This window comes from Escherichia fergusonii ATCC 35469, assembly GCF_000026225.1.
Classification (GTDB): domain Bacteria; phylum Pseudomonadota; class Gammaproteobacteria; order Enterobacterales; family Enterobacteriaceae; genus Escherichia; species Escherichia fergusonii.
Genome location: NC_011740.1, coordinates 4,229,432 through 4,255,042, shown reverse-complemented (window position 1 = coordinate 4,255,042; position 25,611 = coordinate 4,229,432). Strand labels below are relative to the sequence as shown.

The 25,611-nt window shown below is 50.7% G+C and carries 22 protein-coding genes and 1 pseudogene; 4 read left to right on the top strand and 19 right to left on the bottom strand.

What is annotated here, in order from left to right:
• Window positions 1–114: 114 nt before the first annotated feature.
• The 9 genes and pseudogenes from sucD to alr form a co-directional block, all read right to left on the bottom strand.
• Window positions 115–987 (bottom strand): succinate--CoA ligase subunit alpha, encoded by an 873-nt coding sequence (gene sucD, locus EFER_RS20710; protein ID WP_000114643.1) that lies wholly within the window; start codon window positions 985–987, stop codon window positions 115–117.
• A gap of 12 nt (window positions 988–999) precedes the next feature.
• A complete protein-coding gene (gene sucC / locus EFER_RS20705; RefSeq protein ID WP_001048622.1) occupies window positions 1,000–2,169 on the bottom strand; it encodes an ADP-forming succinate--CoA ligase subunit beta in 1,170 nt (389 codons plus the stop codon).
• Between the two features lie 21 nt (window positions 2,170–2,190).
• Window positions 2,191–3,609 carry a dihydrolipoyl dehydrogenase gene (gene lpdA / locus EFER_RS20700; RefSeq protein ID WP_000628309.1) on the bottom strand — a complete coding sequence of 473 codons (1,419 nt, stop codon included), beginning with the start codon at window positions 3,607–3,609 and terminating at the stop codon, window positions 2,191–2,193.
• Between the two features lie 11 nt (window positions 3,610–3,620).
• Complete coding sequence (odhB, locus tag EFER_RS20695; RefSeq protein ID WP_000570221.1) at window positions 3,621–4,775, bottom strand: 2-oxoglutarate dehydrogenase complex dihydrolipoyllysine-residue succinyltransferase; 1,155 nt, start codon at window positions 4,773–4,775, stop codon at window positions 3,621–3,623.
• Window positions 4,776–4,807: 32 nt separating this feature from the next.
• A pseudogene (locus EFER_RS20690) lies at window positions 4,808–7,535 on the bottom strand (2-oxoglutarate dehydrogenase E1 component).
• 184 nt (window positions 7,536–7,719) lie between these two features.
• On the bottom strand, window positions 7,720–8,913 hold the full coding sequence (gene tyrB, locus EFER_RS20685; RefSeq protein WP_000486933.1) for an aromatic amino acid transaminase: 1,194 nt from the start codon (window positions 8,911–8,913) through the stop codon (window positions 7,720–7,722).
• A gap of 75 nt (window positions 8,914–8,988) precedes the next feature.
• Window positions 8,989–9,999 (bottom strand): AAA family ATPase, encoded by a 1,011-nt coding sequence (locus EFER_RS20680; protein WP_024256569.1) that lies wholly within the window; start codon window positions 9,997–9,999, stop codon window positions 8,989–8,991.
• A complete protein-coding gene (gene pnuC, locus EFER_RS20675; protein WP_000122232.1) occupies window positions 9,999–10,553 on the bottom strand; it encodes a nicotinamide riboside transporter PnuC in 555 nt (184 codons plus the stop codon). Before pnuC ends, EFER_RS20680 begins: the two co-directional genes overlap by 1 nt.
• A gap of 22 nt (window positions 10,554–10,575) precedes the next feature.
• Window positions 10,576–11,655 carry an alanine racemase gene (gene alr, locus EFER_RS20670; protein ID WP_001147286.1) on the bottom strand — a complete coding sequence of 360 codons (1,080 nt, stop codon included), beginning with the start codon at window positions 11,653–11,655 and terminating at the stop codon, window positions 10,576–10,578.
• Window positions 11,656–11,781: 126 nt separating this feature from the next.
• Here alr and EFER_RS20665 point away from each other — a divergent pair, with 126 nt between their 5' ends.
• Window positions 11,782–12,342: a YqhG/Tai3 family protein gene (locus EFER_RS20665; protein ID WP_002433025.1), complete on the top strand. Its 561-nt coding sequence runs from the start codon at window positions 11,782–11,784 to the stop codon at window positions 12,340–12,342.
• A 32-nt stretch (window positions 12,343–12,374) separates the two neighbouring features.
• Here EFER_RS20665 and dnaB read toward each other — a convergent pair whose 3' ends face one another.
• Window positions 12,375–13,790, bottom strand: a complete 1,416-nt coding sequence (gene dnaB / locus EFER_RS20660; RefSeq protein ID WP_002431749.1) for a replicative DNA helicase — start codon at window positions 13,788–13,790, stop codon at window positions 12,375–12,377.
• Window positions 13,791–14,292: 502 nt separating this feature from the next.
• On the opposite strand from dnaB, the gene EFER_RS20650 reads away from it, so the two are divergent.
• A complete protein-coding gene (locus EFER_RS20650) occupies window positions 14,293–15,276 on the top strand; it encodes a quinone oxidoreductase (RefSeq protein ID WP_000985191.1) in 984 nt (327 codons plus the stop codon).
• A 174-nt stretch (window positions 15,277–15,450) separates the two neighbouring features.
• On the opposite strand, the gene pspG is transcribed toward EFER_RS20650, so the two are convergent.
• Window positions 15,451–15,693 carry an envelope stress response protein PspG gene (pspG, locus tag EFER_RS20645; protein WP_000891392.1) on the bottom strand — a complete coding sequence of 81 codons (243 nt, stop codon included), beginning with the start codon at window positions 15,691–15,693 and terminating at the stop codon, window positions 15,451–15,453.
• 134 nt (window positions 15,694–15,827) lie between these two features.
• Window positions 15,828–16,823, bottom strand: coding sequence for a tRNA dihydrouridine(20/20a) synthase DusA (gene dusA / locus EFER_RS20640; protein ID WP_001272044.1), 996 nt, complete (start codon window positions 16,821–16,823; stop codon window positions 15,828–15,830).
• Between the two features lie 164 nt (window positions 16,824–16,987).
• On the opposite strand from dusA, the gene zur reads away from it, so the two are divergent.
• Window positions 16,988–17,503 (top strand): zinc uptake transcriptional repressor Zur, encoded by a 516-nt coding sequence (zur, locus tag EFER_RS20635; protein ID WP_000426182.1) that lies wholly within the window; start codon window positions 16,988–16,990, stop codon window positions 17,501–17,503.
• 50 nt (window positions 17,504–17,553) lie between these two features.
• On the opposite strand, the gene EFER_RS20630 is transcribed toward zur, so the two are convergent.
• The 4 genes from EFER_RS20630 to EFER_RS20615 all read right to left on the bottom strand — a co-directional run bounded on the left by EFER_RS20630 (window position 17,554) and on the right by EFER_RS20615 (window position 20,379).
• Complete coding sequence (locus EFER_RS20630) at window positions 17,554–17,763, bottom strand: CsbD family protein (protein WP_001030605.1); 210 nt, start codon at window positions 17,761–17,763, stop codon at window positions 17,554–17,556.
• 131 nt (window positions 17,764–17,894) lie between these two features.
• Complete coding sequence (gene dinF / locus EFER_RS20625; RefSeq protein ID WP_000874974.1) at window positions 17,895–19,220, bottom strand: MATE family efflux transporter DinF; 1,326 nt, start codon at window positions 19,218–19,220, stop codon at window positions 17,895–17,897.
• A gap of 72 nt (window positions 19,221–19,292) precedes the next feature.
• A complete protein-coding gene (gene lexA / locus EFER_RS20620; RefSeq protein WP_000646099.1) occupies window positions 19,293–19,901 on the bottom strand; it encodes a transcriptional repressor LexA in 609 nt (202 codons plus the stop codon).
• Window positions 19,902–20,010: 109 nt separating this feature from the next.
• Window positions 20,011–20,379 (bottom strand): diacylglycerol kinase, encoded by a 369-nt coding sequence (locus EFER_RS20615; protein ID WP_000002903.1) that lies wholly within the window; start codon window positions 20,377–20,379, stop codon window positions 20,011–20,013.
• A 170-nt stretch (window positions 20,380–20,549) separates the two neighbouring features.
• Between EFER_RS20615 and plsB the strand changes: the two genes are divergently transcribed.
• Entirely contained in the window at window positions 20,550–22,970 is a 2,421-nt protein-coding gene (gene plsB / locus EFER_RS20610; RefSeq protein ID WP_000017352.1) for a glycerol-3-phosphate 1-O-acyltransferase PlsB, read from the top strand.
• Window positions 22,971–23,026: 56 nt separating this feature from the next.
• On the opposite strand, the gene ubiA is transcribed toward plsB, so the two are convergent.
• From ubiA to malM, 3 genes are all read right to left on the bottom strand, one after another.
• Window positions 23,027–23,899 carry a 4-hydroxybenzoate octaprenyltransferase gene (gene ubiA / locus EFER_RS20605; protein WP_000455219.1) on the bottom strand — a complete coding sequence of 291 codons (873 nt, stop codon included), beginning with the start codon at window positions 23,897–23,899 and terminating at the stop codon, window positions 23,027–23,029.
• Window positions 23,900–23,911: 12 nt separating this feature from the next.
• Window positions 23,912–24,409: a chorismate lyase gene (gene ubiC, locus EFER_RS20600; RefSeq protein WP_000019212.1), complete on the bottom strand. Its 498-nt coding sequence runs from the start codon at window positions 24,407–24,409 to the stop codon at window positions 23,912–23,914.
• Window positions 24,410–24,586: 177 nt separating this feature from the next.
• Window positions 24,587–25,519, bottom strand: a complete 933-nt coding sequence (gene malM / locus EFER_RS20595; RefSeq protein WP_000782489.1) for a maltose operon protein MalM — start codon at window positions 25,517–25,519, stop codon at window positions 24,587–24,589.
• Window positions 25,520–25,611: the final 92 nt, after the last annotated feature.

The following is a 25,611-nucleotide window of genomic DNA, read 5'->3' as shown; positions in this document are numbered from 1 at the left end:
CTATTTATCCTTTTTATTTTATGCGCGGTTTTCCGCACAATTATTAAAAGATGATTCCCTTACCACACAGATAAAAAAAGGGAGCGATATGCTCCCTTGAGATAGATTTATGGATTACTTAATGACATTCCATAATGTTTCGCCAAGTAACGCCGGGTTTCTTGTCCATGCCATGCCTGCTTTATCGAACGCACGGAATTTATCCTCCGCACTGCCGCTACCGCCAGAAATAATGGCTCCGGCGTGCCCCATGCGTTTTCCTTTTGGTGCAGTAACACCGGCAATATAACCTACGACCGTTTTATTCATTTCATGGCGAATAAATTCTGCAGCGCGCTCTTCCGCATTACCACCAATTTCACCGATCATAATTACCGCGTCTGTTTGCGGATCATTTTCGAATAAACGCAGCGCATCAATAAAGTTAGTCCCCGGAACCGGATCGCCGCCAATACCAATACAGGTGGATTGCCCAAGTCCCAGCGCCGTGGTTTGCGCTACAGCTTCGTAGGTTAATGTACCGGAGCGGGAAACAATCCCAATACGCCCTGGGCGGTGGATTTCTCCCGGCATAATGCCGATTTTGCACTCGCCCGGTGTGATGATTCCTGGGCAGTTTGGCCCAATCAGCCGCACATCCGGGTGGCAGTCAAGCAACCGACGAACTTTCACCATATCCAGTGTTGGCACACCTTCGGTAATCACCACAATCAATTTGACGCCAGACTCAATAGCCTCAACGACAGAATCCAGCACAAACGGCGCAGGCACATAAATTACGCTGGCATCAGCCTCAGTTTGTCGCATCGCTTCTTTCATTGAATCAAAAACCGGGCGATCCAGATGCAGTTGCCCGCCCTTGCCAGGCGTCACTCCACCGACAATCTGAGTACCATACGCAATAGCCTGCTCTGTATGAAATGTGCCGTTTTTGCCAGTAATGCCCTGCACCAGTACCCGCGTGTGTTTGTTGATCAAAACGCTCATCTTAACCTCCTGTTAATTCAGTAACGCAATGATGCGTTTCGCGGCATCATCCAGAGAATCGACGGCTTCCACCGTCAGGCCACTTTCTGCCAGTAACCGCTGCCCTTCGACGGCGTTATTACCGGAGAGACGCACCACGACAGGCAGGGTGATGCTGGCCTCATTCAGTGCATGAATAATGGCTCGGGCGATCATATCGCAACGAACAATCCCACCAAAAATATTGACCAGAATGGCTTTCACTTTGCTGTCGGAAACAATCAGACGAAAGGCTTCACTGACGCGCTCCTGAGTTGCGCCACCGCCAACATCCAGGAAGTTTGCTGGTTGTTCACCGTACAGTTTGATGATGTCCATGGTTGCCATAGCCAATCCGGCACCATTGACCATGCAGCCGATGTTTCCGTCCAGCGAGACATAGTTAAGATCAAGCTTCGCCGCCTGGCTTTCGCGCGGATCTTCCTGGGTTTCATCGCGTAGCGCCTGGAGTTCCGGGTGGCGATACAGCGCGTTATCATCCAACGATACTTTCGCATCTGCACACATAAATTCGCCCGTTTCCCGCAACACCAGAGGGTTAATTTCCAGCAGGGCAAAATCCAGTTCGTTAAAGGCTTTCCACGCCTGATTAACCAGGCGACTAAAGGCAGCAAATAGCCCGTGTTCCAGTTGCAGAACAGCAAACATTTCGCGGATATGGCAAGGCTGCACGCCTGTCAGTGGATCAATGCTGACACTGCTGATTTTCTCCGGTGTCTCATGGGCGACTTTTTCAATTTCCACACCACCTTCCGGGCTGACAATAAACGTGACCCGCTGGCTTTCACGATCCACCACCATGCCAAAATAGAGTTCCTGGCGTACCGGATAAATGTTTTCGCACAGCAAAATACTGCTGACATACTGCCCTTCTGGCCCGGTCTGATAAGTCACCAGTTGCGATCCCAGCATTTGCTGTACAAAAGCCTGTGCTTCCGGCAGCTGCTTAAGCACTTTTACGCCGCCAGCTTTACCGCGCCCACCAGCGTGTACCTGCGCTTTAAGTACCGCGCCTTTACTCGGGCAAGCAATATGTTGCCAGGCATCTGCCAGTTGCGAAATCTGTTGGATAGCTATCTCTTTTGGACACGGCATCCCCATGCCAGCCAGTAACGATTTGGCCTGATACTCATGTAAATTCATATATTCCCTCAGTGGTGTGTGTTATCCGTGTAATACTTTATTATTCAAGGCCATTGCTGCTTCGTGGATGACTTCGCTTAACGTCGGATGCGCATGTACCGCACAGGCAATATCCTCGCCAGAGGCGCTAAAAGTCATCGCCAGCGCAATTTCATTAATCAGCTCCGATGCCTGCGGGCCAACAATCGCTCCGCCAAGTACGCGGTCAGAGTGTTTATCGCTGTATAACGTACAACGCCCACCTTCCTGACCTAATGCTAAGGCGCGACCGTTACCGGCAAACAGAGAATTTCCTTTGTTAAAGGCTCTGCCAGCGGCTTTCAGTGAGGCCTCATTTTCCCCTACCCACGCGACTTCCGGTTGGGTGTAAATCACCGAAGGGATCAGCACGAAATTAACCGGCTCTACCGCCAGTCCGGCAATTTGATCAGCCACCACCACACCTTCGGCCATCGCTTTATGCGCCAGCATCGGCCCTCGTACGACATCACCAATCGCCCACAGCCCGGCTTTCCCGGTACGGCATAAGTTATCGACGGCAATACCGCCACGGTTGTCGGCTTCCAGACCGAGCTGCACGAGATCGACACCAGAAAGTCGCGGTACACGCCCAATGGCAAGAATTAATTTATCGAAGTGGCTTTCTTCTTGCTTCTCACCCTGCCGCCAGCGCACATGCACACCGTCATCCCGTTGTTCAATAGCCTCAATCTCTACTGCCAGTTGCATTTTCATCCCACTGGCAATCATTGCTTTACGGACTTCGTTCGACAGGCGAGCTTCCAGTGCAGGCAAGAACATTGGCGCCATCTCCAGCAACGTGACGTCTGAACCGACCCGATTCCACACAGACCCCAGTTCAAGGCCAATCACGCCAGCACCGATCACACCGAGACGCGGTGGCACTTCGCTCAATGCCAGGGCGCCACGATTGTCGAGGATCTGTTGATTATCAATGGTAACGCCAGGCAGCTGACGCGGCTGAGAACCTGTTGCAATCACTACATTACGGGCGTGAAGGTGTTGATCGTTTACGCGTAATTGCCAAATCTCATCCTGAGCACATTCTAACGTTGCGAGGCCGCACAGGTGCTTCACTTTATTTTTCTTAAACAGCAAGCTGATGCCCATTGTCAGGCGGCTTACTATGGCGTCTTTGCGTTGAATCATCGCGGCAGCATTGAAAGATACGCCTTCAACGTTAACGCCATGAATGCTTGCCTCATGCTGTACTTGCGCATACAGCTCAGAAGATTGCAGTAACGATTTTGACGGAATGCAGCCGACATTGAGGCACGTACCGCCAGGCGAAGGTTCGCCCTGAGCATTCACACCATCATCAATACATACTACGGAAAGCCCATTCTGCGCAGCCCGCAGTGCCGCTACGTAACCACCTGGCCCACCACCTATAACTGCCACATCGAAAATTGTAATCATTGGCGCTTTCCTTAAAGATCCAGCAACAGTTGTTCCGGTGACTCCAGTAGCTCGCGTATTGCCACCAGCGTCTGCACGGCTTCCTGACCATCAATAATGCGATGGTCATAGCTGAGAGCAAGGTACATCATCGGACGAATAACAACCTGACCATTTTCTGCCACCGGACGCGGCGTGATGGCATGCATACCGAGAATGGCTGACTGCGGCGGGTTAATGATTGGCGTTGACATCATCGAACCAAAAGTTCCGCCGTTGGTGATAGAGAACGTACCACCTTGTAACGCCTCCAGCGGCAATTTGCCATTGCGTGCCAGTGTGGCGTATTCGGCAATTTGCCGTTCAATTTCCACCAAAGAGAGTGATTGCGCATTGCGTAATACGGGCACCACCAGACCACGGTTGCTGCTAACCGCAATGCCAATATCACAGTAATCGCGCAAGATAATATCGTTGCCATCGACGCTGGCATTAACAATGGGGAAGCGTTCCAGCGCCCGGGTAACGGCCTTAACAAAGAAGGACATAAAGCCCAGCTTCACGCCGTGCTTCCCGGCAAAACGATCTTTCCAGCGGGCGCGTAAATCCATCACGCTCTGCATATTTACTTCGTTGAACGTGGTGAGAATGGCGTTGTTTTGTTGGGAAGCCAGCAGACGCTCAGCAATTCGCTGGCGCAAGCGCGACATCGGCTCACGACGTTCCTGACGAGCACCCGGTGTCACAGGTGTAGCTGGCGCGATCTCCACCACCCGTTCAGGCTGAGTGGCTGGTGCAGGAGTTACGCGCTGCACATCCTCTTTCAGGATACGTCCATTTCTCCCGCTCCCCGCAACATCAGTAAGTTCGACACCACTACGCTGTGCCTCCAGCCGCGCGGAAGGCATCGCCAGGATTTCGGTGACTGGTGTGACAGTTTCTTCTATTGCAGCTTGCGGCTTAAGATGCGCCAACAGTTGCGCTGACGTGACCGTGCTACCTTCGCTGACGATAATATTGCTTAACACGCCATCGTGCGGAGCCGGGATTTCCAGAATGACTTTATCGGTTTCCAGCTCGGCAATCACATCATCACGCTTTACGTGCTCGCCTTCTTGTTTACACCAGGTTGTCAGCGTGCCTTCCGTGACAGATTCCGGTAATACAGGGACAGTAATTTCGATCATAAAATGTTCTCCTTATTATTTTTGTGCGCCTTTCATGGCTGAATATCTGCAAACGCAGCAGCAAGAAATTCGTCGATTTGTTGTTTATGTACACGCCCATAACCGGTCGCCGGAGCTGCCGCTGCCGGGCGGCCTGCATACTGCCAGTAAGGAGTGTTAATTTTCAGTGCCGCCAGCTCATGACGAATCTGCCGCCACGCACCCTGGTTTTCTGGCTCTTCCTGCAACCAAATCCATTCGCAGCAATTCGGCCAATTCGCCAGAACATCATTCAGTTCTGTAACCGGGAACGGGTAGAGTTGCTCCAGGCGAACAATCGCCACCTCGTCTTCACACTCACGCTGCTTACGGGCTTCCAGTACGTCGTAATAGACCTGACCGCTACACAAAATGACGCGCTTCACTTTCTGGGACTGATGCAATTGCGGATCGGTGATTACCGGTTTATAAGCGCCATCAGTGAATTCAGAAAGATCGCTCATTGCGCCTTTAACGCGAAGTAAACGCTTACTCATCATTATTACTAACGGCTTGCGCATTGGGCGTAATGCCTGACCGCGCAACAAATGGAACATCTGTGCCGACTCACTGGGCATCACCACTTGCATGTTGTTTTCTGCGCACAGTTGCAGCCAGCGCTCAGGGCGTGCGGAAGAGTGCTCCGGCCCTTGTCCGTCATAGCCATGCGGCAGAAGAATGGTTAAACCGCTATAGCGATCCCACTTGGTTTCGCCAGACGAGATAAATTGGTCAATAGCAACCTGAGCGCCGTTGGCAAAGTCACCAAACTGTGCTTCCCAAATAACCAGTTGCTGAGGCGCAGACGTTGAATAACCATATTCGAATGCCAATAGCGCTTCTTCATTAAGCACCGAATGCCTGACCAGCGCGGATATGCTGTAACGGCAGATAACGACGGGCTTCAGTTTGATGATGTACCACTGCATGACGATGACTGAACGTGCCACGCCCTGAGTCTTCACCAGAAAGACGCACACCAACACCCGCATCCACAAGCGATGCATAGGCCAACATTTCCGCCATACCCCAGTCTACTGGTTGAGTACCTGCGGCCATCTCCTGGCGTAATGCCAGTTGACGTTTAATGGTGGGATGCGCGACCACATCTGGCGGCAGTGTAGAAATGATTTCACCATACGCTGCCAGTGTCTGAAGGGGTAATGCCGTCGCTACGGGACTGCTCCAGCGAGGATTCGTCAGCCCACTCCAGTTGGCGCTAAAAGAATGCGTCGCGGGTGTCACAGGCAGCGGTTCACGTTTCTGACAGCTATCCAGCCAGTCACGATAGCGTGCCGTCATCTCATCTTGTTGCGTCTGAGTTAACAGGCCACGGCGGGCAAGAGATTCACCATAACGGGCGCGGGTACCAGGGTGAGCATCCACTGCCTGATACATTTGTGGCTGGGTAAGACGTGGCTCATCGCTTTCGTTGTGTCCGTGCTTACGGAAGCAGCAAATATCGATGATGATGTCGCGCCGGAAGGTATTTCGCCAGTCGCACGCCAACGCTATTGCCTGGCAAACAGCATCGACATCATCACCATTAACATGGATAACCGGTGCCGCAACCATTTTGGCGATATCGGTGCAGTAGCGTGATGAACGCATATCCTGCAAGCGGGAAGTGGTGAAACCAATCTGATTATTAATCACCAGATGTAGCGTGCCGCCCGTACCGTAGCCCTGGGTCTGCGATAAGTTAAACGTGGTTTGGTTGACGCCGAGGCCGCCCAACGCGGAATCCCCATGAATAAGTACGCCCACCACTTTTGCCTGACCATCCTCACCACGGCGTTCCTGCCTGGCTCGCACCTGGCCCAGCACCACCGGATTCACGATCTCCAGATGTGAGGGGTTATACGCCAGCGCCACATGCAGCGAACCGGCAGGTGTTTCCAGGTTACTGGAATATCCCATGTGGTATTTCACATCACCTGAACCACTGCCGATCATCTGCTTACCTTCAAACTCGGCAAACAGCTGCGCCGGATCTTTATTCAGCAGATTCACCAGCACATTGAGTCTTCCCCGATGCGCCATGCCAATGACCATTTCCTCTACGCCTTGCGCACGCAGGCGTTTTGTCAGCGTATCGAGTGCCGGGATTGCACTTTCTCCTCCTTCCAGAGAAAACCGTTTCTGCCCAACATAACGGGTATGCAGATAACGCTCTAACGTCTCTGCCGCCATCAGTTTTTCAAAACGGGCAATGCAGGTTTGGGCATCAGCTTGTGGCGCATTGCTGCTCTCAATCCGTGATAACAGCCAGTTGATTTCTTCACGATTTTCCAGATGAGCAAGTTCATAAGCCTGGCTACCCGCCCAGGCTTGCTCCAGCAGGTTAAGCAGTTGCTTAAGTGGCATTTGCGTGGTGTGTGCGCCAAAGGTGACGCTAAATTCCTGCAACAGGTCTTCTTCGCTTAATCCCCAAAAGCCCGGCTGGAGGGAGGGAACGTCAGCCGGGGGATTCAAACCAAGGGGATCAAGCTTTGCGCGCAAATGCCCCTGCGTGCGCCAGGCATTGATCAGTTGTATTACCGCAGCCTGTTTTTTTAAGGTCGTACCGCTGACGTTGTTATCACCGGATACGCTTTGGACAGTCAGTTCAGGTGAAAGAAAAAAACGCCGCCAGTCTTCCGGGAGTTGTTCCGGCGCACGCAACCAGGTCTGGTAGTACTCTTCAAGCCAGGTCGCGTTATCTCCACTAAGCAGCGTGCCGGGCGAGGTCATGTTCTCCATGTTTTTCTCCTGATGGTCATAGACGGCAACGGTATTGCACAATCCGTACCAACAGTTAAAAACATTATTTTTCATAAAGTTATCTCTGCGAATCCATGCAAAGGTGAGTGAAAAATGGAACAGGGAAAGAGAAGATGGCTGGTGTCAGGAACAGGCGGGAGAGATACCCGCCTGCTGAATCCAATTACATTACCGCAGCAAATGCCTTCGCAACACGATGTACATTTTGCGCATTAAGTCCGGCAACACACATGCGACCGCTGGCGATCAAATACACGCCAAATTCTTCACGCAGGCGATCAACCTGAGCAGCGCTTAGTCCGGTGTAACTAAACATGCCCCGCTGCTTAAGCAGATAATCAAAATTCCCATTGGGGATTTCTGCGCGTAGCACTTTCACCATTTCCTGACGCATCGCCAGAATACGGGTACGCATTGCTTCAACTTCCGCCAGCCAGCTGGCTTTCAGCGCTTCATCACCCAGCACGGTCGCCACAACCTGAGCGCCAAAACTCGGCGGGCTGGAATAAATACGCCGTACCGTGGCTTTCAGTTGCCCCAGTACACGCTCTGCGGCTTCATGGTCTTCACAAATGACCGAAAGACCGCCAACGCGTTCGCCGTACAGAGAGAAGATTTTCGAAAATGAATTGCTGATTAATGCCGGTAAACCTGCACTGGCAATGGCGCGAAGTGCATATGCGTCTTCGTCCATTCCTGCACCAAATCCCTGATAAGCAATATCAAGGAACGGGATTAATTCACGTGCTTTGAGAATTTCAATTACCGCATCCCACTGGTCGTTGGTGAGATCAGCCCCTGTCGGGTTATGGCAGCAAGGATGCAGCAAAATAATGCTACGCGCGGGTAATGTTTTTAGTGTTGCCAGTAAGTCATTGAAGCGTACACCGTTAGTGGCTTCGTCATACCAGGGGTAAGTACTGACTTCAAAACCCGCACCGGCAAACAGATCAATATGGTTTTCCCATGTGGGATCACTTACCCAGACGCCAGAATCAGGGAAGTAACGTTTCAAAAAATCTGCACCCACTTTTAACGCGCCGGAACCGCCCAACGTTTGAATGGTTGCCACACGCTGTTGCTCAACAACCGGATGTTCCGCACCAAACAGCAGCGGAGCAATGGCCTGTCGATAACTTCCCAGCCCTTCCATCGGCAAATAAAGTGAAGCGCCATGCGGCTGCGCATTAAGCCGTGCTTCAGCCTCTGCGACAGCATTAAGCTGCGGAATAATGCCGTCTTCGTTGTAATAAAGACCGATACTGAGATTCACTTTGTCGCTACGGGGGTCGGTCAGGAAACGCTCCATAAGCGACAGAATCGGGTCGCCAGCGTAGGCGTCAACTTTTTGAAACACGCGATGGTTCTCCAGGTTTACAGGCAGGTAGTTAAAACACAATAAACCGGAAGCGGGAGAAGATCGAGAGGATGTTTAAAGTCTATCGGGTAGATGGTCGAGAATTTGTCTTAATCGTTCAGCCAACGAACCTGCAACGGAAAGATAAGGAATATTCCTCCGCGTTAATTCCATTTCATACCACGCCTGCTGACGCGCACGAAATGCTTCTCCTTGCCGGGTGCCATCTTGCATAAACGGAAATTCAGCACCGCAAAGCACGACCAGTGAATATTCCCGTTCTGCCAAACGATGTAACTCTTGTGGCGCATGACCATATTGATCAAGCATATAAAACAACGTTGTAAGGGGCGACGTATCACAAATAAGATAATGATTTGCTGAAGAATGTTGTTCCCGGCGTACCTGCTCACGAGCAATATGCAGCAAATCATTTCCAGTGAGGATACCGTTTTTCTCTTCCCAATACTCACGCCCAAATTCAGCGACATACGTCGTACCAAGCACCTCCGCCAGCGCTTTTGAAAGCGTGCTTTTACCTGTCGATTCCCCACCAAGCAGGCAGATCCGGTGAACAAAACTACGATATACGTCGTAGGCCAACATGTAGCGGTAACGGTGAACATCGGAACGAATCAGTGTTCCCGAAGGCGCTTCATCGCCAACAGGACGCTGCAATCGAATATGCTTAACAGGCTGTGCAAATCGCTGTGCCAGCACCTTAACGAAGCCATCTCCATAATCTTCCGCAGTAAAGACGGCTTGTGGACGACAATGTAATACTTGCAGGCATATCGTCGCGACATAATGGCGATGAATATCCTCATCTGCATCATTAGGCGGTATTGCAGTCAGGTTATAGCTCGCAACAAGTTCAGGAGTAAGGACCAGGATATTCGCTCGCGGGAAGCGTAATTGTAACCAACTCAACCGTTTCTCCGGTTCACAGCCTGGCATTTCTGGTACGGAATAACTGATGATGTATAACTCTTCACACTGCGCCAGTGCGGTATTAATCAACCGTTCATGACCACAGTGTAAGGGAGCGAACTTGCCGACCACCAGACCCGTTGAGAAAGGTTTCATTATGCCTGTAGCTCCTTGCGCCACTGATACAAACCATGCCAGGCGTTAATCCAGAACAAGAAATATAAACCCGCGGTCAAATTCAACCCACGTGTCATATACAGCGGTACTGCCAGGGTATTCACCGCTAACCAGACGTACCAGTTTTCGATACGTCTTCCCATCAACATGAATTGCGCCAGGACACTGAAAGTCAAAATCAGTGAGTCCAGCCAGGGGGCCCAGGCATTGGTAAAGGTGTGGAGTAAAAAGCCGTAGCCGCCTGCAACAACAACAGCACAAAGCAACAAGAGGAAAAAGTGTTTCGCATGTGTACGACGCACCGGCAAGATGTCGCCACCCTGACCTTTCAGCCAGTGGATCCAGCCAGTGATGCTGGTTGCAATGAAGAACAACTGGAGTGTCACATCAGCGTAGAGCTGCACGGACCAAAAAACCCAACCGTACAAAATGCAGCCAATAATGCCGATCCACCAGGTATGCACATTGTTTCTGGCGGCCAGCCAGACGGAAACCGCGTATGCCAGACACGCGGCGATTTCTGAATAAGACATTGTCCCTCCCTGGAGACGATTATTAATCCACGTATTTCATCGCTACCCTTGAGGTCAGGCGCGTAATAAGTTCGTAAGCACTTACTTTTGTCATTGCAGCGATACGCTCAACGGGTAACCCTTCACCCCACAGAATGACCGGATCTCCGGCTTTATCTTGCGCCTGCGGACCTAAATCCACACAGATCATATCCATTGCCACCCGACCGACAATGGGCACTTCACGACCGTTGACCAGTACCGGAGTACCAGACGGCGCAGCGCGTGGATAACCATCGCCATAGCCCATTGCCACAACACCAAGACGGGTATCACGTTCGCTAATCCAGGTTCCGCCATAACCTACTGGCTCTCCGGCTTTATGCTCCCGTACGGCAATCAGACTGGAGGTTAAAGACATGACTGGCTGACAACCAAAATCCGCCCCGGTCGTGCCATCTTCCAGCGGCGAAACACCGTAAAGAATGATCCCCGGACGCGCCCAGTCAAAATGCGACTGCGGCCATAACAAAATGCCGCCTGATGCCGCAATTGAGCGTTGCCCCGGTTTACCTTCACAAAAGGTGTTGAAGATATCGAGCTGCTTTTCAGTCGCGCCGCTTTGCGGTTCATCGGCACGGGCGAAGTGACTGACAATGTTCACCGGCTGGCGGACATTTTTACACTGGCTCAGACGCTGATAAAACGCCTCGGCCTGTTCCGGCAATACGCCCAGACGGTGCATTCCGGTATCGAGCTTCATCCAGACGATGACAGGCTCTTTAAGCTCAGCGGTTTCGAGGGCGACAAGCTGCTCTTCATTATGGACTGCGGTTTGCAGATGTTCAGCGGAGATCGTCGGCAAATCGTCTGCTTCAAAAAAACCTTCCAGTAACAAAATAGGTTGCGTGATGCCCCCCGCTCGCAGCCGTAGGGCTTCTTCGAGACGGGCAACGCCAAAGGCGTCAGCATCGGGGAGCGTTCGCGCGGTCTCAATCAGACCGTGACCGTAGGCGTTCGCTTTCACCACCGCAACCAGTTTACTGGCGGGGGCCAGTTCACGCAGACGTTGCAGGTTGTGTCGCAGAGCGCGGCGGTTAATCAAAACAGTTGCCGCTTGCATTTGTATTCCTTTTTTTCAGGTTCTGCCCACCCGTGCAAAACCTCGCTAAACAGATAGGACCGGAGTATGCTATTCCACATCCAGGGATGGGTTTATAAACGGCAAGATGATATCGGATTTTCAGCCATGACAAAGATAAAATTTGTTTTCTTTTTTCTGCTAATCGCAGGTATAACGCCTGCCGCGACGGGGGCTTGCCCGGCGCAGACACCTGACGGTGTCGCAGATAAGTTTTACTCAACCTATGTTTTTTCTGATACCAGCTTTAAGAGTGAAAAAGACCAGCTGGCATTTTTTCAGAAATACCTCACCCCCTCGCTTTATCAACTGATTGTTGGCGCGTATGACAGAAATAAACGCGACTACGCCATCGATCCCACGGCCAAACCTACTTTTGGTGACGGGATTATTTTCACGTCTTATCCTTCGGATAGTTACTATGAGAAATTTGATGGCGTGACACTACCGTCATCGTATAAACCTGGTGATAACAACGTCACTGTCGCCCTCCATTTTCATTTTACCGTTGATGATAAAAAGGCCTGGCAGGACGAAGCGCTAATGGCGCGTTCCGCTGATGATGGCTGTTGGCGGATCGACAATATCATATTCCACGAAGACGAAGATAACTCGGTTCTGAGCCTTAAAGAGTGGCTAAAAAAAGGGATTGAAAGCCCGGCAGAATAATTTTTGAGGCCAGTGTTTAGCTGGCCTCAATGTTATTCATCGTCGTACTGCGGCCCTGCGTAATTATCGAAGCGTGACCACTGACCATTAAAGGTCAAACGTACCGTACCGATAGGGCCGTTACGTTGTTTACCGATAATAATTTCCGCGATGCCTTTTAAATCACTATTCTCGTGATAAACCTCATCACGGTAAATAAACATGATCAAGTCCGCATCCTGCTCGATGGAGCCGGATTCACGCAGGTCGGAGTTAACCGGGCGTTTGTCGGCACGCTGTTCCAGAGAACGGTTCAACTGTGAGAGCGCCACCACGGGCACATTGAGTTCTTTCGCCAGGGCTTTTAATGAGCGGGAGATCTCAGCAATTTCCAGGGTACGGTTATCGGAAAGTGCCGGTACACGCATCAACTGCAAGTAGTCGATCATAATAAGCCCGATGCCGCCGTGTTCACGGGCAATGCGGCGGGCGCGGGAGCGCACTTCTGTGGGCGTCAGGCCGGAGGAATCATCAATATAGATATTACGTTTTTCCAGCAAAATGCCCATCGTGCCGGAAATGCGCGCCCAGTCTTCATCATCCAGTTGCCCGGTACGGATTTTAGTCTGGTCAACGCGCGACAGCGACGCCAGAGAACGCATCATAATCTGTTCCGATGGCATCTCCAGCGAGAAGATAAGCACCGGTTTATCCTGCAACATCGCCGCATTTTCGACGAGGTTCATCGCAAATGTCGTTTTACCCATCGACGGACGCGCTGCAACAATGATCAAATCCGACGGCTGCAGGCCAGCGGTTTTTTTGTTCAGATCGTCATAGCCAGTATTTACCCCCGTCACGCCATCGTGCGGCTGTTGGAACAACTGCTCAATACGCGCGACGGTTGCGTCGAGTACATCGGCGATATTCTTCGGTCCTTCGTCTTTGTTCGCCCGACTTTCGGCAATTTTAAAGACGCGAGACTCAGCCAGGTCCAGCAGGTCTTCACTGGTACGCCCCTGCGGATCAAAACCGGCTTCGGCAATCTCGTTAGCAACGGAAATCATCTCGCGAACAACGGCACGTTCTCGCACGATGTCAGCATAAGCGCTGATGTTCGCCGCACTTGGGGTGTTTTTTGACAGTTCAGCCAGATAAGCAAAACCACCGACGCTATCAAGTTGCCCCTGGCGCTCCAGTGATTCCGCCAGTGTTATCAGATCAATCGGGCTACCGCCTTCCTGCAAACGCGCCATTTCGGTAAAGATATGGCGATGCGGTCGGGTGTAGAAATCATCCGCGACAACGCGCTCAGCCACATCATCCCAGCGTTCATTATCCAGCATTAAACCGCCCAACACTGATTGCTCCGCTTCAATCGAGTGCGGAGGCACTTTCAGCCCGGCAACTTGAGGATCGCGCTCGCGGTTATCAGTCTGTTGTTTGTTGAAAGGTTTATTGCCTGCCATAACGAATGGTGTTACCTGCTGTTGAATGGGGGACAAGAGAGTATAGCGAGAAACAGTTTCTCGCTACAGCATTTAACGTCCCCGCTTTCCGGTGGATATGAGAATTGGCCAGGTCGGTCGACAGACAAAGTGGCTCACCAGCATGTCACAATGGCGTATCTATAAGATCATACTCATCCAGAAGCAAAACAACGGCAAAGGAAAAAATCACCGTACTAATAAGTCTGCATATTGTCTTGATTGGTTTTGATTTGAAGCTATTTCCCAAAAGCCATATTAGTCCTGCAACCAGGATAAGGACCAAACCAAATGTTATAACTAAACTCGAGAAATCTAACAATCCACCACTCATTATCACCACTCCCTGGATTTATTGACCTCATCAGCTTATCAGTTTCCTTTCCAGCCGATGCAACTAACTTCTGGGTATAAATAATTACCCGTACTTAAGTTCTTACTGTTAGGCTTATTGGGTAATTTCCGCACAGTACAGGAGCGAACGATGGCAATAAAAATCGAATTTCACCAACATGGTGGCCCGGAAGTTCTGCAAACCGTGGAGTTCACTCCTACCGATCCGGCAGAGAATGAAATCCAGGTAGAAAACAAAGCCATCGGCGTTAATTTTATCGACACGTATATCCGTAGTGGTCTTTATCCGCCACCGTCTATGCCCAGTGGATTAGGTACAGAAGCGGCGGGGGTAGTGAGCAAGGTCGGTCGCGGCGTGAAGCATATCAAAGCCGGTGATCGCGTGGTTTATGCGCAGTCGGCACTGGGCGCATACAGCTCCGTACATAATGTTAATGCCGATAAAGCCGCAATTCTGCCAGCAGCCATTTCTTTTGAACAGGCAGCCGCGTCGTTCCTGAAAGGCTTAACGGTGTTTTATCTGCTGCGTAAAACCTATGAAATAAAACCTGACGAACAATTTCTGTTTCATGCTGCTGCGGGCGGAGTCGGTCTGATCGCCTGCCAGTGGGCGAAGGCATTAGGGGCCAAACTTATCGGCACTGTTGGTACAGCGCAAAAAGCACAGAGCGCGTTAAAAGCAGGAGCGTGGCAGGTTATTAATTATCGCGAAGAGAATCTGGTCGAGCGAGTCAAAGAGATTACTGGCGGCAAGAAACTCCGTGTGGTCTATGACTCGGTAGGTAAAGATACCTGGGAGGCGTCGCTCGAATGCCTGCAACGTCGTGGTCTGATGGTCAGTTTTGGTAACTCTTCTGGCGCAGTAACCGGGGTTAATTTAGGGATTTTGAATCAGAAAGGTTCGTTGTATGTGACGCGCCCTTCCCTGCAAGGCTATATCACCACGCGAGATGAATTGAGCGAAGCCAGCAATGAGCTATTTTCATTGATTGCCAGCGGCGTGATTAAAGTGGATGTTGCGGATGCGCAAAAATATCCGCTTACTGAGGCGCAGCGTGCCCATGAAGTTCTGGAAAGCCGGGCGACACAAGGCTCCAGTTTATTGATTCCTTGAGTATTGTAGAAAGAAATTGGGCTTCCACCTGGGAAGCCCTTTCTTTTTTAGTTCGGCTGTATGTAGGGTACAGCTCGATGAATTTGTTTGACGCGCAATAGTGACAGATTTAATTATCAATTCCTATTTTGTTCTAAGGGCAAAAACTGAGGTTGTGATCCTCCGCACAATCCCTTAGTAACGCCAGCGGTTATTGCGCTGATATTGTGGCAATTTTGGCGATTTAATCGCCCTGATAACCCACACTATCGCAACGGCTAACAACAACCACGGCAATAACTTAATCATCAGTGCCAGCATACCGCCCAAAAACATAAATGCGGTCGCCACTGCCAGGGCAGCAATTACCCCGAGAAAAGAGACGCCGGTGACCAGCAACATGACAAAGAAGCCAATCACAAAAAGTAGTTCCAGCATGATGTTCTCCCAAAAATGAATTCTCTTGCTGGCGTTACAAGAATCATGCCAACAAATAATCTATTGATTTATAAACAAAACGCCCCGCGAGTTAACGCAGGGCGTGGTGAATTTGACTAAGTTTTGGTTAAAAATTAACGATTATCTGCAACCAGCTTTAAAGCATGTTCCAGTACGTTAATATCCGCGCCGGGTTTATGGGCGTTTTCGCTTAAATAACGCCGCCATTGACGTGCTCCTGGAATCCCCTGGAACAGCCCCAGCATATGCCGCGTGATATGCCCCAGATACGTTCCCTGGCTAAGTTCACGTTCAATGTAGGGGTACATTGCCCGCACCACTGCGACCGGATCAGCATCTGTATCTGTAGAAGCAAAAATTTCTCGATCTACCGCCGCCAGAATACCAGGATTCTGATAAGCCTCACGCCCGACCATTACGCCATCCATATGCTGCAGATGCATTTTGGCTTCCTCCAGCGACTTGATCCCGCCGTTAATCGACATTGTTAAATGGGGGAAATCGCGCTTCAGCTGATAGACACGAGGATAATCAAGTGGCGGGATCTCCCTGTTTTCTTTCGGGCTTAAACCGGAAAGCCAGGCTTTACGGGCGTGGATGATAAACATCTCACACTCACCCTTACCGGAAACGGTGTTGATAAAATCACAAAGAAATTCGTAGCTGTCCTGGTCGTCAATACCAATACGCGTTTTCACCGTCACCGGAATCGACACCACATCACGCATCGCTTTCACGCAGTCCGCCACCAGCTGCGCGTTACCCATCAGGCACGCACCAAACATACCGTTCTGTACGCGATCAGACGGGCAGCCCACATTGAGGTTGATTTCATCATATCCACGCGCTTCCGCCAGTTTCGCACACTGTGCCAGCGCCGCCGGATCGCTACCACCCAGTTGCAATGCCACCGGATGCTCTTCTTCGCTGTATGCCAGGTAATCACCTTTACCGTGAATAATCGCCCCCGTGGTCACCATCTCGGTATACAGCAGCGTATTACGAGAGAGCAGACGCAAGAAATAACGGCAGTGCCTGTCTGTCCAGTCGAGCATCGGAGCAATGGAGAAACGGTAAGCGGGATAAGCGGTTTGTGATTCTGCTGACATGGCGATTTTTTAATCATTTGGTAAATGGGGGCGCTACTATAGCATAACGATTAAGCCAGAAGGCAATGCTCTGGTGAAGGGCTTGAGTAACCGGGGATCTCGGCGTTTAACAGAGAACATGATAAAGTAAGGACTTCCTTATTTCCCATATTTTGAGGTGCTAAATGGAAATGACCACAACGCAGGAGTTACTGGCGCAGGCTGAAAAACTCTGCAGCCAGCGTAATGTGCGCCTGACTCCGCAGCGCCTCGAAGTGCTACGTCTGATGAGCCTCCAGGAAGGCGCTATCAGTGCTTACGATCTATTGGATTTATTGCGCGAATCCGAACCACAAGCCAAACCACCGACGGTTTATCGTGCACTGGATTTTCTGCTGGAGCAGGGATTTGTACATAAGGTGGAATCCACCAACAGCTATGTACTCTGCCATCTGTTTGATCAGCCGACCCATACGTCTGCGATGTTTATTTGCGATCGTTGTGGCGCGGTGAAAGAAGAGTGTGCGGAAGGTGTGGAAGATATTATGCATACTCTGGCGGCAAAAATGGGCTTTGCCTTGCGGCATAATGTGATTGAAGCACATGGATTATGTGCAGCGTGTGTTGAAGTTGAAGCGTGTCGTCATCCTGAAAAGTGCCAGCACGACCATTCCATTCAGGTGAAGAAAAAGCCGCGCTAACAACATTGTCTTACAGAGGGAGTACATCCTTGTACTTGCAGGCATGAGGGTTACCAGCGATAGTCGTTACGGGTTTCCCAGTCTACGACCTCTTTTTCCGCCTGATCTTTCTGATAGCCATAACGTTCCTGGATTTTCCCCACCAGCTGATCGCGTTTGCCCTCAATGACCGTCATATCATCATCGGTCAGTTTGCCCCATTGCTCTTTCACTTTACCTTTCAACTGTTTCCAGTTACCGCCGACTTCGTCTTTATTCATATTCAAGTCCTCATCGTTAGGTTGTGAATAGCGAGAGTGTCGCGTCCAACATCGCTATGTTTTCTGCTGAACGTGAGATTAAGTGTAGTCAGGAATCTGGAATCAGAATTATTTATCAGAATTTTTAACCATCACGTTTCTGCAAACCAAGTGCCATTACACCAGTGACGACGCCAGATATAAGCCAGAGAAAGCCCTCGCAGTGCCAAAAATACGGTTAATGCCAGCCACAAACCATGATTACCCAGCCACGGTAAGGTCAGTAACGTAAGCGCGAATCCTGCTGCTGCGACCGCCATACTATTGCGCATTTCGGCGGCGCGTGTTGCACCAATAAACATGCCATCCAGCAGATAACACCAGACCCCCACCAGCGGCAAAATGACTTGCCAGAAAAGATAATGATCGGCCAGTTGTTGGATCTGGGTTAACGAGGTCAGTAAGGCAATGATATGTTCACCCGCCAGCAAATAAATCACAGAAAACAGCAACGCTACGATCCCCGACTGGCGGCACGCTGCACGCCAGACCTCCAGTAGCTGGCTCCCGTCGCGTGCACCGTACGCCTGACCTGAATGCGCTTCAACCGCGTAGGCAAAACCATCCAGCGCATAGGCGGTAAAGGTGAGTAGCGTCATCAGGACCGCGTTGACGGCGATAATGTCACTTCCCAGTCGCGCGCCAAGAACCGTTATTGCGCCAAAACAGAGTTGTAACAATAACGAACGCAGCATGATATCGCGGTTAAGTGCCAGCAGGCGGCGGAAGTTGCCTCGCCAGGCTGTTTTCAGCATTTCACCGGAGATACCGCGTAGTTTGAGGATTTTACGCACCATTAGCAGACCAATCAGCAATGTTGCATATTCCGCAATAACCGTCGCCAGCGCCGCGCCCTGCACGTTCATATGAAGCCCCATCACCAGCCAGATATCGAGCACAATGTTGAGGATATTACCGACCACCAGCAGAACAACCGGCGCACGGGCATATTGCACGCCAAGTAACCAGCCAAGTAATACCAGATTAGCCAGTGATGCCGGAGCACTTAACCAACGGATTTCCAGAAAGCGTCGTGCCTGTTCCAGTACAGCCTCACTGCCACCGACAATATGTAAAGCAAGAGCGATTATCGGTGTGCGTAACAGAGCAATTAATGCTCCAGCCCCTAATGCCAGCAACAGCGGTTGCACCAGTGCTCGTGCTAAAGCCTGAGGATTTTTTGCACCATAAGCCTGGGCGGTAAGACCGGTGGTGCTCATACGCAAAAACAACAGCAACATAAAGAGAAAGCTGGTCGCCGTTGCCCCTACAGCCACACCGCCCAAATAAACCGGACTATCAAGATGACCAATAACTGCCGTATCGACCAGACCCAGTAACGGGACGGTGATATTGGAGAAGATCATGGGTAAGGCAAGATGCCAGAGTGCTTTATCAGATGAGGTAAGGAATGCCATGCAGACAAGCCTGATGAGAAGAAGTGAAAAACAGACCGCGATGCCTGATGCATCGCGGTATTAAAAGCTTGATTACAGCCAGTCGCCGTTGCGAATTACGCCTACAGCCAGACCTTCAATAGTGAAATTCTGTTGACGAAGATCGACAACAATAGGTTTGAATTCACTGTTTTCTGGCAGGAGTTCGACTTTGTTACCCTGTTTTTTCAAACGCTTAACGGTAACTTCGTCATCAATACGCGCCACAACGACCTGGCCATTACGTACGTCCTGTGTTTTATGTACTGCCAGCAGGTCGCCGTCCATAATACCAATGTCTTTCATCGACATGCCGCTAACGCGAAGTAAGAAGTCCGCATTGGGTTTAAAGAGAGAAGGATCGACCTGATAATGGCCTTCAATATGCTGTTGTGCCAGAAGTGGTTCACCAGCAGCTACACGCCCAACCAGCGGCAGCCCCTCTTCTTCTTCCTGCAACAGTCGGATACCACGCGAAGCACCAGAAACAATTTCAATGACACCTTTACGTGCCAGCGCCTTCAGATGTTCTTCAGCAGCGTTTGGGGAACGAAACCCCAAGCGCTGCGCAATTTCCGCACGCGTCGGTGGCATACCTGTCTGGCTGATGTGATCCCGAATGAGATCAAACACCTCTTGCTGCCTGACCGTTAACGCTTTCATTTCGCCCCCTGGGTGTATATACAGTTATGCTGTGAGTATATACAGCGAAAGGCGAATTTGGAATCACAAAATACACGATAAACGAGAGTTTTAGCGAAATCTGGAAGCATTATCGGAAATGCGACCACAACAGGATGCCCCAGGTTATCAGTGCGACGATAATAGAAAGTAAAACGGCGGCAGACCCCATATCTTTGGCTCGCCCGGAAAGTTCGTGATATTCAGAACCAATGCGGTCAACCACTGCTTCGATCGCACTGTTAAGGATTTCGACAATCATCACCAGCATTACTGAACCAATTAATAATACGCGGGTAATCGCATCGACATCCAGCCAGCAGGCGATGACCACGCCTAGCAATACAGCGACGCTCTCCTGGCGAAATGCTGCTTCATTAACCCATGCAGCACGAAAACCTTTCCAGGAATAGCCTGCTGCTTTGATAATCCGGGTGAATCCAGTGGTATTATTGGCCATTGAAAGAACCTTTTTGCTTTATTAGCGTCAATAAAAAAGAACTGTTTACCCGTGTAATTCGGGTGACAACAACGCGACGCGAAGGTTGAAGGGATACAACAGAATTTCAACCGACTTTCTGCTATCCTTGCGGCGCATTTGCATTATTAACCAGAGGCTTTACATCGTTTATGTCCGGCTGGCCACGAATTTACTACAAATTACTGAATTTACCATTAAGCATCCTGGTAAAAAGCAAGTCTATTCCGGCAGATCCTGCCCCGGAACTGGGGCTCGATACCTCTCGTCCAATTATGTACGTTTTACCGTACAACTCAAAAGCGGATTTGCTGACCCTACGTGCCCAGTGTCTGGCGCACGATCTCCCTGACCCGTTAGATCCACTGGAGATCGACGGTACGCTGCTGCCTCGCTATGTCTTTATTCACGGCGGTCCACGCGTGTTCACTTATTACACGCCAAAAGAAGAGTCGATCAAGCTGTTTCACGACTATCTCGACTTACACCGCAGTAACCCCAATCTCGACGTCCAGATGGTGCCAGTATCGGTAATGTTTGGTCGTTCACCAGGGCGTGAAAAAGGCGAAGTTAATCCACCATTGCGTATGCTCAACGGCGTGCAAAAATTCTTTGCTGTTCTGTGGTTAGGCCGTGACAGCTTTGTGCGTTTCTCGCCGTCCGTTTCTTTACGCCATATGGCGGATGAACACGGCACGGATAAAACTATTGCTCAGAAACTGGCACGTGTCGCGCGTATGCACTTCGCTCGTCAGCGACTTGCAGCAGTTGGCCCGCGCCTGCCTGCCCGTCAGGATCTGTTTAATAAACTGCTCGCCTCCCGTGCGATCGCCAAAGCGGTAGAAGACGAAGCGCGTAGCAAGAAAATCTCCCATGAAAAAGCGCAGCAAAATGCCGTCGCATTGATGGAAGAGATCGCAGCTAACTTCTCTTATGAGATGATCCGTCTTACCGACCGTATTCTCGGTTTTACCTGGAACCGTCTCTATCAGGGCATTAATGTTCATAATGCCGAGCGTGTACGGCAACTGGCGCACGATGGTCATGAAATTGTTTATGTGCCGTGCCATCGCAGCCATATGGACTACTTGCTGCTTTCCTATGTGTTATATCACCAGGGGCTGGTACCGCCACATATTGCCGCCGGGATTAACCTGAACTTCTGGCCAGCAGGGCCGATTTTCCGCCGTCTGGGGGCATTTTTTATCCGCCGTACCTTTAAGGGCAATAAACTCTACTCTACTGTATTCCGTGAATATCTGGGTGAGCTGTTTAGCCGTGGCTATTCTGTAGAGTATTTTGTTGAAGGGGGCCGTTCACGTACTGGTCGTCTGCTGGACCCGAAAACCGGTACGTTGTCGATGACCATTCAGGCAATGTTGCGTGGCGGTACTCGTCCTATTACCTTAGTGCCGATTTACATCGGTTATGAGCACGTGATGGAGGTGGGCACCTACGCGAAAGAACTGCGTGGGGCAACCAAAGAGAAAGAGAACATGGCGCAGATGCTGCGTGGTCTAAGCAAGCTGCGTAATCTCGGTCAGGGCTATGTCAATTTTGGCGAACCCATTCCGTTGATGACCTATCTCAACCAGCACGTACCAGAATGGCGCGAATCTATCGACCCGATCGAAGCGGTGCGTCCGGCCTGGTTAACACCGACGGTAAATAACATTGCTGCCGATTTGATGGTGCGTATTAATAACGCCGGGGCGGCTAACGCCATGAACCTGTGTTGTACTGCGTTACTGGCATCTCGTCAGCGTTCACTTACCCGTGAGCAATTGACCGAGCAGTTAGATTGCTATCTTGATCTGTTACGCAATGTGCCGTACTCCCCCGATGCGACTGTACCTTCTGCCAGCGCCAGTGAACTGATTGACCACGCGCTGCAGATGAATAAGTTTGAGGTGGAGAAAGACACCATTGGTGACATCATCATTCTGCCGCGTGAACAGGCAGTGTTGATGACCTATTACCGCAACAACATTGCACATATGCTGGTACTGCCTTCGTTGATGGCAGCAATTGTCACGCAGCACCGTCACATCTCCCGTGAGGCATTGTTGCACCACGTTGAAGTGCTGTACCCAATGCTGAAAGCTGAGCTGTTCCTGCGTTGGGATCGCGACGAATTACCAGATGTTATTGATGCACTGGCGCGTGAGATGGCGCGTCAAGGGCTGATTACCCTGCAAAATGACGAGTTGCAAATTAATCCTTCACACTCCCGCACATTGCAGTTGCTGGCCGCTGGTGCACGCGAAACATTGCAGCGTTATGCCATCACTTTCTGGCTGCTAAGCGCTAATCCGGCAATCAACCGCAGTTCGCTGGAGAAAGAGAGTCGCACCGTGGCGCAACGTCTGTCAGTGTTGCATGGCATTAACGCGCCGGAGTTCTTCGACAAAGCAGTGTTCAGTTCTCTGGTACTGACTCTGCGTGATGAAGGTTACATCAGCGATAGTGGCGACGCCGAACCGGCAGAGACATTGAAGGTGTATCAGATGCTGGCGGAGTTGATTACGTCTGATGTGCGTCTGACGATTGAAAGTGCGACGCAGGGCGAGTAAATCAAGATAATAAAAAACCGGTCAAGTGACCGGTTTTTTTTATTAAATTAACAAAATCAAAAATGCCAGTAACTCATTGCCAGCCCTAAAAACAGCACCAGGCCAACATAGTTATTATTCATAAACGCCTTAAAACAGGCTTCACGCTCACGGTTGGCAATCAGCTTTTGTTGATAAACAAACAGACCACCTGCAACCAGAATCGACCAGTAATAGCCCCAGTCTAGGCCGTTAAGCCAACCAATCAGCGCCATTAATACCATCACGCCAATCTGTAATACGCCGATAATAAATTTATCGTATTGCCCAAACAGGATCGCCGTGGATTTAATGCCAATTTTAACATCGTCATCGCGGTCAACCATCGCGTACTGAGTATCATAAGCAACTGCCCAAAGGATATTCGCAAGGAACATCAACCAGCAGCTAAGCGGCACCGACTCACTAACCGCAGCAAAAGCCATAGGGATCGACCAACCAAATGCCGCGCCCAATACCACTTGCGGTAAATGCGTGTAGCGCTTCATAAATGGGTAAACCCAGGCCAGTGCCAGTGCGGCTACAGATAACAGAATCGTCATCGTGTTCAGTGTCAGTACCAGCAAAAATGCCAGCAGCACCAACACCACAAACAACGTCCGGGCTTCTTTTTCGGTTACCGCACCGCTGGGCAACGGTCGGTTTGCGGTGCGTTTAACATGACCGTCAAATTTACGATCAGCATAATCGTTAACCACACACCCGGCGGCCCGCATTAGCCAGACTCCAGCCACAAATACTGCCAGAATCCACAATGGTGGCACGCCTGGTGTAGCCACCCAAAGTGCCCACAGGGTTGGCCAGAGCAGTAGTAACGCGCCAATTGGCTTATCCGTACGCATTAAGCGGTGAAACGCCAACAGCTTATTCTGCGTCAGACTCCACTCCATCTTTATTTCCTCTTAGTACAACGGTGATGCAGGCAAAAACAGTTCAGTAAGCATCAGGGGCTTACCGCTTAACCGCAGACGTGAACGCCGCCCCCATAGCTCTGCATCACGACCAATCTCAATAAAATCACGGCTCAACGTTGATGATGTAAACAGGTAGCGCCCCAACGGGGTCTTACCCAGTTTTTGTAATGCCAGTTCAGGGCCAGATAACGTTGATTCTGGCACCACAGTGCGCCCCGCAAGCCAGGGTTCACCATCTGCGCAAAGTAAAATTTCCCGCAGCCAGTAGCGAGGCTCTTGCGGCAACTGCGATAACTCCAGGGCAACATCTTGTTGCCCGACAAAGCCTTCGCGGATTACTGTCACGCTCACCTTTTTTCCCTGCTGCTCAAAACGTTTGGTCATGGAATCTTCCAGTAATAACCAGTCGAGTTGTGCGGGATCAAGCGCCGGAATCTCAGCAAAATAGCGCAGCGCACGCAGTTGCGTTAACGCGGGATGTGACATGCGAACTCTCCGTTCTATAACGTGAAGGCATTGTATCGCAGAAAAGAGATTACGGGAGAAGGAAACAAAATTAAGTGATCTATTGCGCAACAAAAACGCAACAATCGCAAAAAATGATAAAAAAAGGTGCGCCAGAAGACGCACCAGTTGTTGCAAAATCAGCACTGCGGGGAGTGGTTACCCCTTGCCTTTTACACTGCTGATAAAAGTGGAACGGGCAGAGGTCGAGCCCAGACGTTCAGCTTCATCAAGCAGTTTCAGCGCTTTATCGACATCACCTTTTGCCACCGCCTCTTTGATCGCCTGATTAAAGTAGCTTTCGGTATCTGTCAGCATCGGTTCGCTTTTCTTCGCTGGTGCTGGCGTTGCTGTCGGTGCTGGTGCTGCATAAGCAGGCGCAGCAGTGTTGCCTACAGTGACCGGCCCCGGACCGGAAGAACCAAACAGTGGCCCAACCAGAACGCTGGAGCTGCTATTGGTTTTCACTTTCAGTTTCAGCAAACCATCAGTGGTATGGCGGGCAATCGGATCAGGAATATCCGGTACGGCGTTACCCACGCCTTTGGCATAGGCTTTTGCCGGATCAATCAGTTTTGTGGTTTGCTGGAGATCTTTCTCAGTAGTAAAGACCAAAACATAAATTTTCTGCTGACCCAAAGCAGGCGTCAGGCGCATTACCCCTTCAAGACGATCGGCGCTCATTACACCAGGCTCCTGGTAGGTAAAATAGCTGCTGGGGAAGTAAGCAGAAGGCGTCATGTTCTGATCAAGAATTAATACGTTCGGTGCAAATACGCTGGTTTGCTTATTCACTTCGCTGGTCAGCGTCAATGTCAGTTCACCGATATTAGCCGGTACGCTATACGCCGCAACCGGGCCGCTGATACCTGCTACGTTCAGTTGTTGGCCGCCCGTTGCCAACTGTGTGGTCTGGACTTTAGCTTGATCGACGGGCGTCCAGGTCAGTTGTTGCAGCGCAGCGGTGGGAATAGCGGGGGCATCGCTGGTGTTTTGCGGTACGTAGTTAACGTCTGCCAGAGTGATTCCCGGTGCGCCAGCCAATAGCCCTACAGATAAACAAAGGGCGACGAGACTTTTTTTCATTTTCATTGTTATCACCTCAGAAAGCGGGGGTCAGGCGGTAGCCAGGCAATAGCGCGCCAAACCCGATAAACAGAGGGGCTTACGCCCCTCATCAGGTC